We start from the raw sequence: 14,948 nt of genomic DNA on the forward strand, positions 1-14,948 counted from the left end.
CGACCAGGACGCCCGCGAGGCATGGCGGGCGCGCCATACCCCGGCCGAACTGCAGCGGGATCCCGCGCTCGCCAGGCAGGCCGCGCAGGAGCTTGCGCAGGTGCAGCGGCGGAACGAACAGGCCCTGCGCACGCTGGTCGAACGGCGGGGTTTTCCGGACCGGGACACGGTCGGGGCCGAGGCGGCCGGGGCGGCGTTCCTGGTCGCCAGCATTCGACCGATCGCGCGTACCGCGCCTGGTTCCTCGAAGGGATGCAGGCCGCGGTGGACGCGGGACACTACGACCGGGCCGACTGGGCGATGTTCGTGGACCGCGACCGCGTCCTGGCAGGACAGCCGCAGCGTTTCGGCACCCAGCGCCGGGCCGACGGGACGCTGTTCCCGGTCGAGGCGCCGGAAGCGCTGGCCGGACGCCGCGCGGAAGTCGGCCTGCCGCCGCTCGAACGATGACCCATGCGCAGACGCCGCCCGAGGGCGGCGTCTGGCGGGGCGGGACGTTGCGGCGCGCTCAGGGCAGGCCGGCCAGCCACTCGTCGTCGCTGCCCTCGTTGATGTCGGCGAACAACGGGGTGGAGAAGTAGCGCTCGCCGGTGTCGGGCAGCACGGCCAGCAGCACCGAGCCCTCCGGCGCCTTTTCCGCCACTTCCAGCGCGGTGGCGACGGTCGCGCCGGCGGAGATGCCGACGAAGATGCCTTCCTCGGCGGCGAGCCGGCGCGAGGTCTCGATCGCACGCTCGTCGCTGATGCTGTACAGCTCGTCGTAGACCTCGCGGTCGAGCACGTCCGGCACGAAGTCCGGGGTCCAGCCCTGGATCTTGTGGGGTTTCCATTCGTCGCCCTTCAGCAGCGCGGCGCCGGCTGGTTCGGTGGCGACGATCTTCACCTCGGGGCGGGCGACCTTGAGCACCTGGCCGACGCCGGTGAGGGTGCCGCCGGTGCCCCAGCCGGTGACGAAGTAGTCCAAGCGCTGGCCGGCGAAGTCGCGCAGGATTTCCGGCGCGGTGGTGTTGCGGTGGTACGCCGGGTTGGCGGGATTCGCGAACTGGCTGGCGAGGAACCAGCCATGCTTCTCGGCCAGTTCCCTGGCCTTGCGGACCATGCCGCTGCCGCGTTCGGCGGCCGGGGTCAGGATCACCTTGGCGCCGTAGGCGCGCATCAGCTTGCGGCGTTCGATCGAGAACGTCTCCACCATCGTGGCGACGAACTTGTAGCCGCGCGCGGCGGCGACCATCGCCAGCGCCACGCCGGTGTTGCCCGAGGTGGCCTCGACGATGGTGTCGCCGGGCTTGAGCAGGCCGCGCTGCTCGGCGTCGAGGATGATCGCCAGGGCCAGGCGGTCCTTGACCGAGCCGCCGGGGTTGAACGACTCGACCTTGGCGTAGAGGGTCTTGCCCGTGGGCGCGATGCGGTTGAGCTTGACCACCGGAGTGCGGCCGATGGTGTCGAGGATGCTGTCGTAGATGGGCATGCGAGGGTCTCCGTGGACAGGTCAGGCGGCGTTCGCCAGCGTGGGCGAGGCGGGCTTTGCGGAAGGTGAGGACGAGGCGGCGAGCGGGGCAGGGCCGAACCAGTGCAGGCGGCCGGCCAGCGCGGCGACTTCGCCGACCACCAGCAGGGCGGGCGAGCGCACCGCGTGCAGGCGTGCGGTGCCGGGCAGGTCGGCGAGCGTCCCGGTGACGACGCGCTGCTCGGGCCGCGAGCCGTTCTCGACGATCGCGAACGGCGTGGCGGCGCTGCGGCCGGCCTGCAGCAGGCGCTGCTGGATCGTGTCCAGCCCGGCCACTCCCATGTAGAACGCCAGGGTCTGCCGGTCCTGGCCCAGCGCCTGCCAATCCAACGTGTCCAGCGAGTCCTTGCAGTGCGCGGTGACCAGGCGCAGCGATTGCGCGTGGTCGCGGTGGGTGAGCGGGATTCCGGCGTAGGCGCCGCAGGCCAGCGCGGCGGTGATGCCGGGCACGACCTCGAAGGCGATGTCGTGGTCGTGCAGGAATTCCAGTTCCTCGCCGCCGCGGCCGAACACGAACGGGTCGCCGCCCTTGAGCCGCACCACACGCCGGCCGCGCCTGGCGTGTTCGAGCATCAGTGCGTGGATGTGTTCCTGGCGGGTGCTGTGGCCCTGCGCCGACTTGCCGACCTCGATGCGCTCGGCGCCAGGCCGGGCCAGGCGCAGTACCGCCTCGCTGACCAGCCGGTCGTGCAGGATCACGTCGGCCTCGCCGAGCGCGCGCAACGCATTGAGCGTAAGCAGCCCGGGATCGCCGGGGCCGGCGCCGACCAGCGTCACCGAACCGGGACGGGCGCGGCGCGACGGGGCGGCGGCCGGGGTATCCGTGCTCCTTTCGACCAGCAGCCGGCGGGGCTCGGCGGCGGCGGCGACCGCGCCGGCGAGCCGGGCATCGGCATCGGCGAGGACCACCAGCCAGACCGGCTCGTCCAGCCATGCTTCGTCGAACTCGCCGGCCAGCCAGCGTACGCGACCGGCCTCGGCCCAGCGCCCCAGCGCCGGGGTGAGCGCCGGCGCGCCGACCAGCGGACGCGCGCCTGCCTGCAACAGCGCCTCGGTCCGGCGCTCGGCCACTGCGCCGCCGCCGACTACCAGCACCGGGCGATCACGCAGGTCGGCGAACAGGGGGAACGGGGCGGCGGTCACAGGGGCGAATGGCGGGAAGGGAAGGCCGTGACCGTAAACCCCGCTTATAGCCGTCGGAAATGACTTCATGAATGCAGTAAATAGCTTTCGGTTATAAGCTGCACGAGCGAACTCCACTACAGTCTCTGGAGCGAATTCCCCACAAGAACCCGGCATATCCACGTACCGGGTCCTGGTGCGACTCCCTCACGAAGCACGGCACCTCCGCGTGCCGGTCTCTGGACTCCGAACCACGCCGATGACGCTGACCCAACTTCGCTACCTGGTGGCCATCGCCGATGCCGAGCTGAACATCACGCTCGCCGCCGCGCGCGTGCATGCCACCCAGCCCGGCCTGTCCAAGCAACTCAAGCAGCTCGAGGACGAGCTGGGCTTCCTGCTGTTCGTGCGCAAGGGGCGCAGCCTGGAGTCGGTGACCCCGGCCGGCGTGGAGGTGATCGAGCGTGCCCGCGCGGTGCTGGCCGAGGCCAACAACATCCGCACCTACGCCGCCAACCAGCGGCGCGAGGCCCAGGGCCAGCTGACCCTGACCACCACCCATACCCAGGCGCGCTTCGTGCTGCCGCCGGCGGTGGCGCAGATCAAGCACGCCTATCCGCAGGTCAGCGTGCACCTGCAGCAGGCGGCCGAGAGCGATGCGCTGGACCTGCTCAGCCAGGGCGACGCCGACATCGCGGTGGTCAGCACCGCCGGCGGCGAGCCGAGCGCCGGCGTCGCGGTACCGCTGTACCGTTGGCGGCGACTGGTGATCGTGCCGCGCGGGCACGCGCTGGACCGCAAGTCCGCGCCGGACATGCAGGCGCTGGCGGAGCAGCCGTTGATCAGCTACGAATCCTCGACGCGGCCGGGGTCGTCCCTGCAGCGCGCCTTCGCCCAGGTCGGGCTGGAGCCGCGGCTGGCGCTGACCGCGCTCGATGCCGACCTGATCAAGACCTACGTGCGCGCCGGGCTGGGGGTCGGCCTGGTCGCCGAGATGGCGATCACCGCCAACGACACCGACCTGCGCGCGTGGGCGGCACCGGCGCCGATCGCCGAGTGCATCGCGTGGGCGGTGCTGCCGCGCGATCGCGTGCTGCGCGACTACGCGCTGGAACTGGTGCACGTGCTGGCGCCGCAGATCGACAAGCGCGACCTGCGGCGGGTGCTCGACGGCAACCAGGAAGCGAACTGGCCGGAGCCGCCGAGCTGGGAATCGCTGACCCAGACGATCACCAGCTAGTCGCGGGTTCCGCGCGGCGGCGCCATGATTCGTGCCCGGAACCGGGAGGGAGTCCGATCCGCGCCGCGGAAGCGCCGATGCGCCAGGGGCCCAGCAAAGCCTTGTGGGAGGGACTCCGGTCCCGAGGGGCATTGCCGAGGTATTGCACCAGGCGGGATGACCCCTTCGACGCAGGGTCGTGAAGCACGCCCACGACCGCCGGGAACCTGCGACCGTTCGTCGCATCGGACGCACGGACCGGATGGCTATCATGCCGGGATGATCCGCTCCCGGCCGTTCCTCGCCGCCATGCACCGGTTCGCGTTCGTCGCGACGCTGCTGATGGTGTGCGCGCCGCTGGTGAGCCGATGGCTGCAAGCGGCGCCTCCCGATCCGCAGGCGCTGTGCACCACCGAGGGCTTGCGGGTGGCCGCGCTCGCGTCGCCCGCGATGGACAGCGCGCATGCCGGCCACGCGATGGCAACGGCCGCCGGCGAGGCGCACGGCGGCGGGCATGCGCCGGACGACGGGTCCGGCCATGCCGAGCATGGCTTCGCCTGCGATTACTGCGTACTCGCCGCGCGGTTGTTGCTGTGGCTCGCGGTGGCCCCGCTGGTGCTGCCGCTGCTGCGTGCGATGGCGCCCGGGTTGCGCTTCGCCGCGATCGCCCCTGCTTCGACGTACTGGCCGGCGGCGGTGCCGCGCGGTCCTCCGCTGCACGCCTGACGACACGCCTGCATTTTCCGCGCGGTGCCCGCAGGGCGCCGTGCGCATCCGCGTTCTTCCGGAGTGCATCGCAATGATTGCCCGTTTCCAAGCGCCAGCGCCGGTGGCGTTGTCCTGTTGCATCCTGCTTTCCCTGGGTTCGCCGCCGGCGCGTGCGGACGACCCGGCCAAGACCCTCGATACGCTGGTGGTCACCCACAGCGCGCCGTCCACGCCGTTGACCTGGACCACCGACCCGAAGCTGCCGCGCCAGCCGGTGCCGGCCAGCGATGGCGCCGACTACCTGAAGACCGTCCCCGGCTTCGCGATCGTCCGCAACGGCGGCACCAACGGCGATCCGGTGCTGCGCGGGATGTTCGGCTCGCGGCTCAACGTGCTCAGCAACGACGGCAGTCTCGTCGGTGCCTGCCCGGCGCGCATGGACAACCCGTTGTCCTACATCGCGCCGGAAACCTACGACCGGCTGACCATCGTCAAGGGGCCGCAGACCGTGCGTTGGGGCCCGGGTGCCTCGGCGGGAACGGTGCGCTTCGAACGCGATGCGCCGCATTTCGAAACCGCCGCGCTGGAAGGCAACGCCAGTGCGCTGGCCGGCTCGCGCGACCGCAACGACCAGGCACTCGGGGCGACCGCCGGCGGCCCGCTCGGTTACGTGCGCCTGGACGGGAACCGTTCCGAGTCCGACGACTACACCGATGGACGCGGCGACGTGGTGCCGTCGCGCTGGCGCAAGTGGAACAGCGACGTCGCCGTGGGATGGACGCCCGATGCCGATACGGTGCTGGAACTGTCGGCCGGTACCGGCGATGCGCTGGCGCGCTATGCCGGGCGCGGCATGGACGGGGCCCGGTTCCGCCGCACCAGCTACGGCGCGCGCTTCGAGAAACGGCACTTGTCGGAAACCTGGCAATCGCTGTCGGCCAACGCCTACTACAACGAGGCCGACCACGTGATGGATAACTACACGCTGCGCAGGCCCAACCCGGATTCGTCGATGCCGATGGCGATGGCCGCGAACGTGGATCGCCGCACGACCGGAGGACGCATCGCGTCCGAGTGGCGCTGGGGCGATGTCGAGCTGGTCGCCGGCATCGACGTCCAGGACAGCCGCCATCGCGACCGCAGCGCGATGGGGCGCGGCGCCTACCGGGCGATGCCCTGGCGCGTGGACGCGCGCCTGGCCAACCTGGGAGCGTTCTCGGAGATCACCTTCGGCGCCGGTACCGCCGCGCGCTGGGTGGCGGGTTTGCGCGTCGACCGCGCGGAGGCGAGGGACGAGCGCGCCACCATCGGCATGATGGCGATGCCCAATCCCACCGCCGGGCAGGCCCGCAAGGAGCGCCTGGGCAGCGGCTTCCTGCGCCGCGAAGGAGATCTTGGCGGTGGCATCGGCTGGTATGCCGGGTTGGGCCACAGCGAACGCATGCCGGATTACTGGGAGCTGTTCTCCGCGGACCGCGGCCCGGACGGGGCGGCCAATGCCTTCGCCGGCGTGCGGCCGGAAAGGACCACCCAGCTCGATCTCGGCCTGCAGTATCGCGGCGAGCGCGTGGATGCCTGGGTCTCTGCCTATGCCGGCCGCATCGACGACTACATCCTGTTCGCCTACGCCGCGGGCGGGATGATGGGGACAAGCAGCACCGCGCGTAACGTCGATGCAAGCATCGCCGGGGCCGAAGCGGGACTGGACTGGCGCCTGCGGGGCGGCTGGAAGCTTGGCGGGACGCTCGCCCATGCCTGGGGCGAGAACCGCAGCGACGGTTCCGCCTTGCCGCAGATGCCGCCGCTGGAGTCGCGCTTCAGCGCGGACTGGCAGGGCCGGCGCTGGTCGGCCGGCCTGTTGTTGCGTGCGGTGGCGCGCCAGGGCCGGGTGGCGGTGGGCGAAGGCAACGTGGTCGGGCAGGATCTCGGCGAGAGCGCCGGCTTCGCCACGCTTGCGCTCAATGCCGGCTACCGGATCAGCGACGCGATGCGCGTGACCGCCGGCGTGGACAACCTCCTCGACCGCGATTACAGCGAGCACCTGAACCTGGCCGGCAGCGCGGACTTCGGCTATCCGGCCGATCCGGTGCGCATCCACGAACCCGGGCGCAATGCCTGGCTGAAGCTCGACTACACCTTCTGATCCCGTCCGCGGCGCGCCGGCATTGCGCCGCCGCGGACGGGAGGAGTCTTTCGCATGAACCGCCATGTCCATCCCGCTCCAATACCGTTGGCCGGTGCCGTGCTGTGCGTGCTCGCCTGCACCGCGCATTCCGCCCCGCAGGACGATTCCGTGCTCACCCTGGGCACGGTGCGCGCCGAGGCCCGCGCCGCGGGCGAGCGTAGCTTGCCGGTGGGGCGGGTGTTTTCCTCGGTCGACGTGCTCGGCGCCGACCTGGTGCAGGACCAGCGCGTCGACTACAGCTGGGAACTGTTCGCGCGCGCGCCTGGCGTGCAGGTGACCCAGTTCAAGATGGGGACCGACGCCGGCCGCATCTCCTTCCGCGGCTTCAACGGCGAGGGCCGCATCAACGCGGTCAAGCTGCTGATCGACGGCGTGCCGTCCAACGACAACGCAGGCGGGATGCCGTACCTGGACGCGGTGTTCCCGCTCGACATCGCCGCGATCGAGATCGTGCGCGGCACCAACGATCCGCGCTACGGGCTCAACGCCATCGCCGGCGACGTCAACGTCGTCACCCGCAGCGGCGGCGACGAGGGCGCGCTGAGCGTCACCGCCGGCAGCTTCGGCACGCGCGACGTGCAGCTCGCCAAGGGCTTCGAGCAGGGGCCGTGGAGCCAGGACTATTTCGCCGGCTGGCGCGATTCGGACGGGTATCGCGAGCATGCGCGGGCGATCAAGCGCACCTTCGCCGGCAAGTGGTTCTATGCCGATCCCGAGGATCGCTGGCGTGCCGGGCTCAGTACCCGCTATTTCCACAACGATGCGCAGGAATCCGGCTACCTGGCCTATGCCGACGCGGTGGCGCGCCCGCGCAGCTCGCCGGCGTATTCCGACCAGGATCGCAGCGAGCGCCAGACCGTGCAGACCGCGCTGCACCTGGATGGCCGCATCGGAGCCGACTGGAACTGGAACGCCAAGGCCTACGTCAACCGCTACACCAACGACCGGGTGGTGAAGTTCACCGCTGCCGGCGCGCGGCAGGAGCGCTACAACGACGAGACCCACCGCGGCCTGCTCGCCAACGCGACCTGGACGCCGCAGGTGGCATGGGCGCGCGAGTTCGCGCTGGAGGGCGGCGTGGACGCGCAGTGGCAGGACAACGTCGCGCGCCGCTTCGGCATCGTCGACGGCGCGCGCGGCACGGTGCTGCGCGACTGGGCCTACGCGCTGGACACGCGCGGCGCCTACGTGCAGGCGGTGATCCGCCCGGGCGAGCGGCTCAAGCTGGTGCCGGCCTATCGCATCGACCGCGTCCACGGCGATTTCGACGACGTCGCCAACGGCGCACGCTATCCGGTCTACGGCTACGGCACGATCCGGCAGCCGAAGTTCAGCGCCGCCTACCGCCTGGGCGAGACCTCCACCGCCTATGCCAACTGGGGCCGCAGCTTCCAGATCGGCACCGGCAACGGCGCCTACCGCACCGGGGCCAACGACCTGGCGCCATCGATCAACACCGGGTGGGAAGCCGGCCTGAAGTTCCGGCCGGGGCCCTGGGCGGACGCACGGCTGGCCTATTGGGAGCAGCGTGCATCGGGCGAGGTCGCCACGGTGCTCGGGGTGAACGGCAGCGTCGCGGTCGGCGACGTGGCCAACGTCGGCAAGACGCTGCGCAGGGGCTGGGACGCGCAGTTCAACCTGCAGCCGGGCGAGCGCTGGCGCGCGTGGCTGGCGTATTCGCGGCAGAAGGCCACGATCGTGGCGCCGGACCCGGGCGCGCCCGACACGCGCGGCAAGGAGATCGAGAACGTGCCCCGCTGGTTGGCGAACGCGGGCGTGGAATGGCAGGCCGGCGCCCGGCTCAAGCTCAGCGCCTGGGGCAACGGCCAGGGCGATTACTACGTCGAGCGCACCAATACGCTCGGCCGCTACGGTGGCTACGTGCTCGGCAACCTCGGCGCGACCTGGACGCCGGATGCGCGCAATGCGTTCTCGCTGCAGCTGAAGAACGTGACCGACCGCTTCTACGCCTACGCCTGGTACGACAGCGGGTCGTCCGGCTATTCCCCGGGCGATGGCCGTGCGTTCTACGTGAACTGGACGAGGCGCCTGTGAGCCGGTCGCGCGAAGGCGAGGCGGCGCCCTGGCGCTTCTACCGTGCGGTCTGGCGCTGGCATTTCTATGCCGGCCTGCTGGTGCTGCCGTTCCTGGCCTGGCTTGCGTTGACCGGCGCGGCGTTCCTGTACCAGAAGCCGATCGACCGGTTCTTCCACCACGATCTGAAAGTGGTGGCGCCGGCGGATGGGCCGCGGCAGCCGGCCCGGACGCAGTTGGAAGCGGCGTTGCGCAGGCAGGCCGGGCAGGTCTTCCGCTACGTCGCGCCCGAGCGGGCGGATGCCAGCGCCGAGGTCGGCATCGTCGCGCCGGAAGGGAGCCGGCAGGTGGTCTATGTCGATCCGTACCGGGCGCGCGTGCTCGGCACCTTGCCCGAGCACGGCACGGTGGCCTGGACGATCCGGCGCCTGCACAGCCTGGACCTGCTCGGCGTGCCAGCCAACGCGATGATCGAGGTCGCGGCGGGATGGGCGATCCTGCTGGTGCTGACCGGCTTCTACCTGTGGTGGGCCTCGGCGCGAGCCCCTCGCAAGCGCCCGCACGGCCCCGCGCGGGGATTCGGGTTCGCGCCGCGTGGGCGGCCGCGGCAGCGGCTGTTCTGGCGCGACCTGCACGCGACGCTGGGCGTGTCCGTCGGCGGCGTGTTGCTGTTCCTGGCGCTGACCGGGCTGCCGTGGTCGTGGCTGTGGGGCGCCAAGGTCAACGCATGGCTCAACGGCCATGACTACGGCTATCCCGCCGGGCTGCGCGTGCAGGTGCCGATGTCCGACCAGCGCCTGGCCGATGCGACGGTACCGGCGTGGTCGTTGCGGCAGGCGCGGCTACCGCGTTCCGAACCGCATGCCGGGCACGAGCCGGCGGCACATGCGGCGCATGCCATGGCCGCCGGCGCGGGCGACTACGCGCCGCAGCCCGGCGCGATCGGCCTGGACGCGGCGCTCGCGCGCTTCGATGCGCTGGATGTCGCGCCGGGCTATGCGGTGTCGTTGCCGCGCGGCGCGGAAGGGGTCTATACCGCTTCGGTCTACCCGGCCGACCTGGCGCGCCAGCGCGTGGTCCATCTCGACCAGTACAGCGGCCGGGTGCTGCTGGACATGCGCTATGCCGACTACGGCGCGCTGGCGCGCGCGGCGGAGTGGGGCATCAACGTGCATCTCGGCCAGCAGTACGGGGTCGCCAACCAGCTCGTGCTGCTGGTGGCGTGCCTGGGCATCGTCGTGTTGTGCGCCAGCGCCGTGGCGATGTGGTGGAAGCGCCGGCCGGCAGGGCGGCTCGGCGTGCCGCCGGCACCGGTGGACCCGCGCACCTTGCGCGTGGTGACCGCGCTGCTGGCGATCGGCGGCGTGCTGTTCCCGCTGACCGGGCTGTCGATGCTGGTGGTGCTGGGATTGGACCGTTTGTGGCCGGGGCGGCACCGCTGATCGTCGGCCGCTGAGCAGGCCGGAACAATCATTGTGGGAGCGACTTCAGTCGCGACGGGGCTTTACCGGTAAGGCCCGTCGCGACTGAAGTCGCTCCCACAGGTGCGTGGTGGAGCGCGTACTGGTGATGGGGCTGCTCCGATGACAGAGGTGCCGCTGCCGGCGGCGCTGGAAATGATTGTGGTTGGGCTGGTGTGCCTGCTCGCCGGCCATCGAGGGCCTGAATCATCGTGGGAGCGACTTCAGTCGCGACAGGGCTTTATCGGTAAGGCCTCATCGCGACTGAAGTCGCTCCCACAGAAGCCGCTGCCACAGGAGTCATTGCCATAGGAGTCACCAGGCGCTTGTCCGCCGGGCCGCTCAGATGTCCTCGTGGATGCCGCACTCGCGCTTGAGGCCGAAGAAGCGGGTGTCCTCTTCGCGCATGCCCGGTTCCCAGCGGCGGGTGGTGTGGAAGTCGCCGATCGAGACGTAGCCCTGTTCCCACAGCGGGTGGTAGGGCAGGTCGTGCGCCTTCATGTACTGCCAGATGTCGCGGTCGGTCCAGTCGGCGATCGGGCTGATCTTCCAGCGCTCGCCGCGCTGCTGCACGATCGGGGTGTTGGCGCGGCTGGTGGCCTGCTGGCGGCGCAGGCCGGTGAACCAGGTGCCGACCTGCAGTTCGTCGAGGGCGCGGCGCATCGGCTCGACCTTGCGCAGGTTGTTGTATTGCTCGATGCCGACCACGCCCTGTTCCCACAGGCGGCCGTGGCGCGCCTCCATCCAGGCGCGGCTGACCAGCGGGCGGTAGACCTTGAGGTTGAGGCCGAGCCGTTCGGTCAGCGCGTCGGCGAAGCGGTAGGTCTCCGGGAACAGGTAGCCGGTATCGATCAGGATCACCGGGATGTCCGGCTTCTGCCGGGTCAGCATGTGCAGCGTGACCGCCGACTGCGCGCCGAAGCTGGAGGAGAGCGCGGCCTGCTTCGGTCCGTGCTCGAGCGCCCAGGCCACGCGTTCGACGGCATCGAGCTTCTCGAGCCGCGCGTTGACCGATTCCAGGTCGTAGGGGGCGTCGTGGTCGTTGGAGGCGGGACGGGCGGTCATGCGCGCAGTTCCAGTGAGATTTCGCGATGGGTGGGATAGGCGGGCAGGGCGATCTCGCCGCTGCGGTGCAGGAAATCGCCGAAACCCTCGTCGCCGCCGCGCTCGGCGGCGTAGCGGGCCAGCAGCGGGTCGAGCGCGGCCAGGATCTCGGGTTCGGTGATGTTTTCTCGGTACAGCGTGTTCAGGCGCTGGCCGCGGTGGTCGCCGCCGAGCATCAGGTTGTAGCGGCCGGGCGCCTTGCCGACCAGGGCGATCTCGGCCAGGTACGGGCGCGAGCAGCCGTTGGGGCAACCGGAGATGCGCAGCAGGATCGGCGCCTCCGCCAGTCCGTGTTTTTCCAGCAGGGGCTGCAACCTGGCGTTGAAGTCGGGCAGGTAGCGCTCGGCCTCGGCCATGGCCAGCGCGCAGGTCGGCAGCGCGACGCAGGCCATCGAGGCGCGCGCCAGCGCGGTCGGGGCGCGGTTGTCCTGGTCCAGGGCATGGGCGCGGACCAGGGCGTCGATGCGTTCGCGCTCGCCGGCCGGCACCCCGGCGACGATCAGGTTCTGGTTGGCGGTCAGGCGGAACTCGCCGCGGTGTACCCGGGCGATCTCGCGCAGGCCGCTCAGGTGCGGCGTGCCGGGGCGGTCCGCGATGCGGCCGGTCGGCAGCGACAGGGTCAGGTGCCAGCGCCCGTCCTCGCCCTCGACCCAGCCGAAGCGGTCGCCGTTGTGGTCGAAGCGGAACGGCCGTGCCGGCTGCAGCCGGAAGCCGGCGCGTTCCTCCATCAGCGCGACCACGGCATCCAGGCCGAGGTCGTCGATGGTGTACTTGAAGCGCGCATGCTTGCGTTCGACGCGGTCGCCGTGGTCGCGCTGCACCGTCACCGCGGCCGCGGCGATCGCCAGTACCTGGTCGGGCGCGACGAAGCCGATCACGCTGCCCAGGCGCGGATAGGTCTTGGGGTCGCCATGGCTGGCGCCCATGCCGCCGCCGATGGTCACGTTGAAGCCGGCCAGGCCGCCGTCCGCATCGACGATGGCGATCAGGCCGAAGTCGTTGGCGAACACGTCCACGTCGTTGGTCGGCGGCACCGCCACGGCCATCTTGAACTTGCGCGGCAGGTAGGCCTTGCCGTAGACCGGGTCCTCTTCCTCGCCGCTGTCGGCCAGCTTCTCCTGGTCCAGCCAGATCTCGTAGTAGGCGCGGGTCCTGGGCAGGAACTCGGCCGACAGGCGCTGCGCCCACGCGTGTACCTCGGCATGCAGGCGCGACTGCAGCGGGTTGCTGGTCGACAGCACGTTGCGGTTGACGTCGCCGCAGGCGGAGATGGTGTCCAGCGCGGCGGCGTTGATCGCCTGCATGGTCGCCTTCAGTTCGCGCTTGATCACGCCATGGAACTGGAAGGTCTGGCGGGTGGTGACGCGCAGCGAGTGGTTGGCCCAGGTGGTGGCGATGGCGTCCAGCTTCAGCCACTGCTCGGGGCTGAACACCCCGCCCGGGGCGCGGATGCGGATCATGAACTGGTGTGCGGGCTCCAGCTTCTGCCGGCGGCGCTCGTCGCGGATGTCGCGGTCGTCCTGCTGGTAGGTGCCGTGGAACTTGACCAGGCGCTGGTCCTCGAACGACAGCGAGCCGGTGACCGGGTCGGCCAGGCCTTCCAGCAGCGTGCCCCGCAGGCCGCGGCTGTTGATCTTGATGTCTTCGACGGAAGGATGGCTCATGGGGCTTGCATTCCGATGTGGAGGGCGGCGACCGGTCGCGCGGGTTCTCGTTCCTGCGGATCCGGACCGCCGTGCCGGCTTCTTTCAGTAGACGTCGCGGCCGTAGCGGCCCTCCGCCTGCAGGGCGGCGAGGTACTCGGCCGCGGCTTCGGCGTTGCCGCCGTTGTGCGCGGCCACCACGTCCAGCAACGCGGCGTGCACGTCCTTGCCCATGGCGATGGAGCCGCAGACGTAGAAGTGCGCGCCGCCCTGCAGCCAGGCGTACAGCTCGGCGCCGCGCTCGCGCAGGCGGTCCTGGACGTAGACCTTGCGCGGCTGGTCGCGCGAGAACGCCAGGTCCAGGCGGTGCAGCTCTCCGCGGTGCAGCGCTTCCTGCCACTCGGTCTGGTAGAGGAAGCCGGTATTGAAGTGCTGGGCGCCGAAGAACAGCCAGTTGCGGCCGCGGGCGCCGGTCTCGGCGCGCTCCTGCACGAAACCGCGGAACGGCGCGACGCCGGAGCCGGGGCCGACCATCACGATGTCGCGCTCGCCGTCGGCGGGGACGCGGAAGCGCTCGTTGGCCTCGACGTAGACCGGCACGCTGTCGCCCTCGGCCAGCGCGGCCAGGAAGCCGCTGGCGCTGCCGACGTGGGGGTGGCCGTGCGCCTCGTAGCGCAGCTCGTCGACGGTGAGGTGGACTTCCTCGCCGACCCGCTTGCGGCTGGAGGCGATCGAATACAGGCGCGGGGCGAGCGGGCGCAGCGCCTCGAGCAGGCCCTGTGGGTCCCAATCCGCCGGCCAGCGGCGCAGCACGTCGACCACTTGGTGGTCGGCCAGCAGCGCTGCCAGGCCGGCGGTCTGGTTCGGGTCGAGCAGGCGCTTCAGCTCCTCGGCGCCGCTGCGCTCGGCATGCGCGGCCAGGAACGGCCGCGACAGCTTGGTCAGCTCGCGGCGTGCGGCCAGCCATTCGGCCAGGCGCTGGGTTTCCTTGCCGAGCGCGACCTCGGTACCGGCATCCAGGCGCGCGGCCTGCAGCACGGCCTCGACCAGCACCGGCGGATTGCGGTGCACCACGCCCAGGGCGTCGCCGGGTTCGTAGGCCAGGCCGCTGCCTGCGATCGACAACTCGAGGTGGCGTACGTGCTTGGATGCAGGACCGTAGACGCGGAACGCCGGCCCCTTGAACTCGCGGCCGCTGATCGGCTGGTTGGCCAGCACCTCGGCGGCGAACGGGTGGGTGGGCGACCAGGCGTGCGCCGCCGGCGCGGCATGGCGCAGCGGGGTGACGTTGCCGGCCGGCGCGGTGTCGAGGAATTCGCGGGCCCGGGCCAGCGCCTGCTGGCGCCACGGCGCGGCCACGGTGTCGATGTCCAGGTCGGCCTCGCCCAGCGGCTGCAGGCGGGTGGCGCCGAGCTCGGCCAGGCGCGCGTCGATGCGGCGGCCGATGCCGCAGAAGTCGGCATAGCTGGAATCGCCCAGCGCGAGCACCGCGTACTTCAGGTCGGGGAGCTTGGGCGCGCGCCGGCCGGCCAGGAACTCGACGAAGCCGATCGCGTCGTCCGGCGGGTCGCCCTCGCCCTGGGTGCTGATCACCACGTACAGCAGGCGCTCGCCGGCCAGCTCGCGGGTGGGGTAGGCATCGGCGCGGACCAGCCGGACCGACAGCCCCGAGGCCTCCGCCTCGGCGACCAGCTGCTCGGCGGCACGGCGCGCGTTGCCGGTCTGGCTGCCGTACACGACGGTGAGGCGCTGGCCGGCCGTGGCCGCCACCGCACCGCCGCCGCCCGGCACCAGCGCCAGCGAAGGCGGCGCGGCATGGCCCTGGGCGAGCCCGGCGGTATAGCCGGACAGCCACCACAGCGATGGACCATCCAGGCCCTCGACCAGCTTCGCCAGCAGGGCCCTGCGGTCCTCGGGCAGGGGACTGGGAAGCGATGGGGCGGTGGCGGCGGTCATTCCCGTTCCG

At 71.3% G+C, this 14,948-nt stretch carries 11 protein-coding genes; 6 read left to right on the forward strand and 5 right to left on the reverse strand.

Translation table 11 applies throughout. From position 1 onward, the window contains the following. Positions 1 to 264 precede the first annotated feature (264 nt). Positions 265 to 450 (forward strand): DUF6624 domain-containing protein, encoded by a 186-nt coding sequence (locus tag M3M27_RS05115; protein WP_434027364.1) that lies wholly within the window; start codon positions 265 to 267, stop codon positions 448 to 450. Between the two features lie 58 nt (positions 451 to 508). On the opposite strand, the gene cysK is transcribed toward M3M27_RS05115, so the two are convergent. Both cysK and cobA read right to left on the reverse strand, forming a co-directional pair. Continuing rightward, positions 509 to 1,468 carry a cysteine synthase A gene (gene cysK, locus M3M27_RS05120; RefSeq protein ID WP_140719412.1) on the reverse strand — a complete coding sequence of 320 codons (960 nt, stop codon included), beginning with the start codon at positions 1,466 to 1,468 and terminating at the stop codon, positions 509 to 511. A gap of 21 nt (positions 1,469 to 1,489) precedes the next feature. After that, complete coding sequence (gene cobA, locus M3M27_RS05125; RefSeq protein WP_434027365.1) at positions 1,490 to 2,719, reverse strand: uroporphyrinogen-III C-methyltransferase; 1,230 nt, start codon at positions 2,717 to 2,719, stop codon at positions 1,490 to 1,492. A 169-nt stretch (positions 2,720 to 2,888) separates the two neighbouring features. Between cobA and M3M27_RS05130 the strand changes: the two genes are divergently transcribed. From M3M27_RS05130 to M3M27_RS05150, 5 genes are all read left to right on the forward strand, one after another. Next, the gene (locus tag M3M27_RS05130; protein ID WP_140719408.1) at positions 2,889 to 3,869 is read left to right on the forward strand and encodes a LysR family transcriptional regulator; all 981 of its coding nucleotides are present in this window, start codon (positions 2,889 to 2,891) and stop codon (positions 3,867 to 3,869) included. 258 nt (positions 3,870 to 4,127) lie between these two features. Continuing rightward, positions 4,128 to 4,574, forward strand: a complete 447-nt coding sequence (locus M3M27_RS05135) for a DUF2946 family protein (protein ID WP_434027366.1) — start codon at positions 4,128 to 4,130, stop codon at positions 4,572 to 4,574. A 73-nt stretch (positions 4,575 to 4,647) separates the two neighbouring features. Beyond that, complete coding sequence (locus M3M27_RS05140) at positions 4,648 to 6,699, forward strand: TonB-dependent copper receptor (RefSeq protein WP_434027367.1); 2,052 nt, start codon at positions 4,648 to 4,650, stop codon at positions 6,697 to 6,699. A gap of 54 nt (positions 6,700 to 6,753) precedes the next feature. Further along, entirely contained in the window at positions 6,754 to 8,796 is a 2,043-nt protein-coding gene (locus M3M27_RS05145; protein ID WP_434027368.1) for a TonB-dependent receptor, read from the forward strand. Further along, positions 8,778 to 10,217, forward strand: coding sequence for a PepSY-associated TM helix domain-containing protein (locus M3M27_RS05150; protein ID WP_434027957.1), 1,440 nt, complete (start codon positions 8,778 to 8,780; stop codon positions 10,215 to 10,217). The genes M3M27_RS05145 and M3M27_RS05150 overlap by 19 nt, the downstream gene beginning before the upstream one ends. Positions 10,218 to 10,577: 360 nt before the next feature. Here the strand turns inward: M3M27_RS05150 and M3M27_RS05155 are convergent, their stop codons facing one another. The 3 genes from M3M27_RS05155 to M3M27_RS05165 form a co-directional block, all read right to left on the reverse strand. Continuing rightward, entirely contained in the window at positions 10,578 to 11,300 is a 723-nt protein-coding gene (locus M3M27_RS05155; RefSeq protein ID WP_140719399.1) for a phosphoadenylyl-sulfate reductase, read from the reverse strand. Further along, positions 11,297 to 13,003, reverse strand: coding sequence for an assimilatory sulfite reductase (NADPH) hemoprotein subunit (cysI, locus tag M3M27_RS05160; protein WP_434027369.1), 1,707 nt, complete (start codon positions 13,001 to 13,003; stop codon positions 11,297 to 11,299). Before cysI ends, M3M27_RS05155 begins: the two co-directional genes overlap by 4 nt. Positions 13,004 to 13,087: 84 nt before the next feature. Next, on the reverse strand, positions 13,088 to 14,938 hold the full coding sequence (locus M3M27_RS05165) for an assimilatory sulfite reductase (NADPH) flavoprotein subunit (protein ID WP_434027370.1): 1,851 nt from the start codon (positions 14,936 to 14,938) through the stop codon (positions 13,088 to 13,090). Positions 14,939 to 14,948 lie beyond the last annotated feature (10 nt).

The organism is Xanthomonas boreopolis (assembly GCF_046529185.1).
Taxonomy (GTDB): Bacteria; Pseudomonadota; Gammaproteobacteria; order Xanthomonadales; family Xanthomonadaceae; genus Pseudomonas_S; species Pseudomonas_S boreopolis.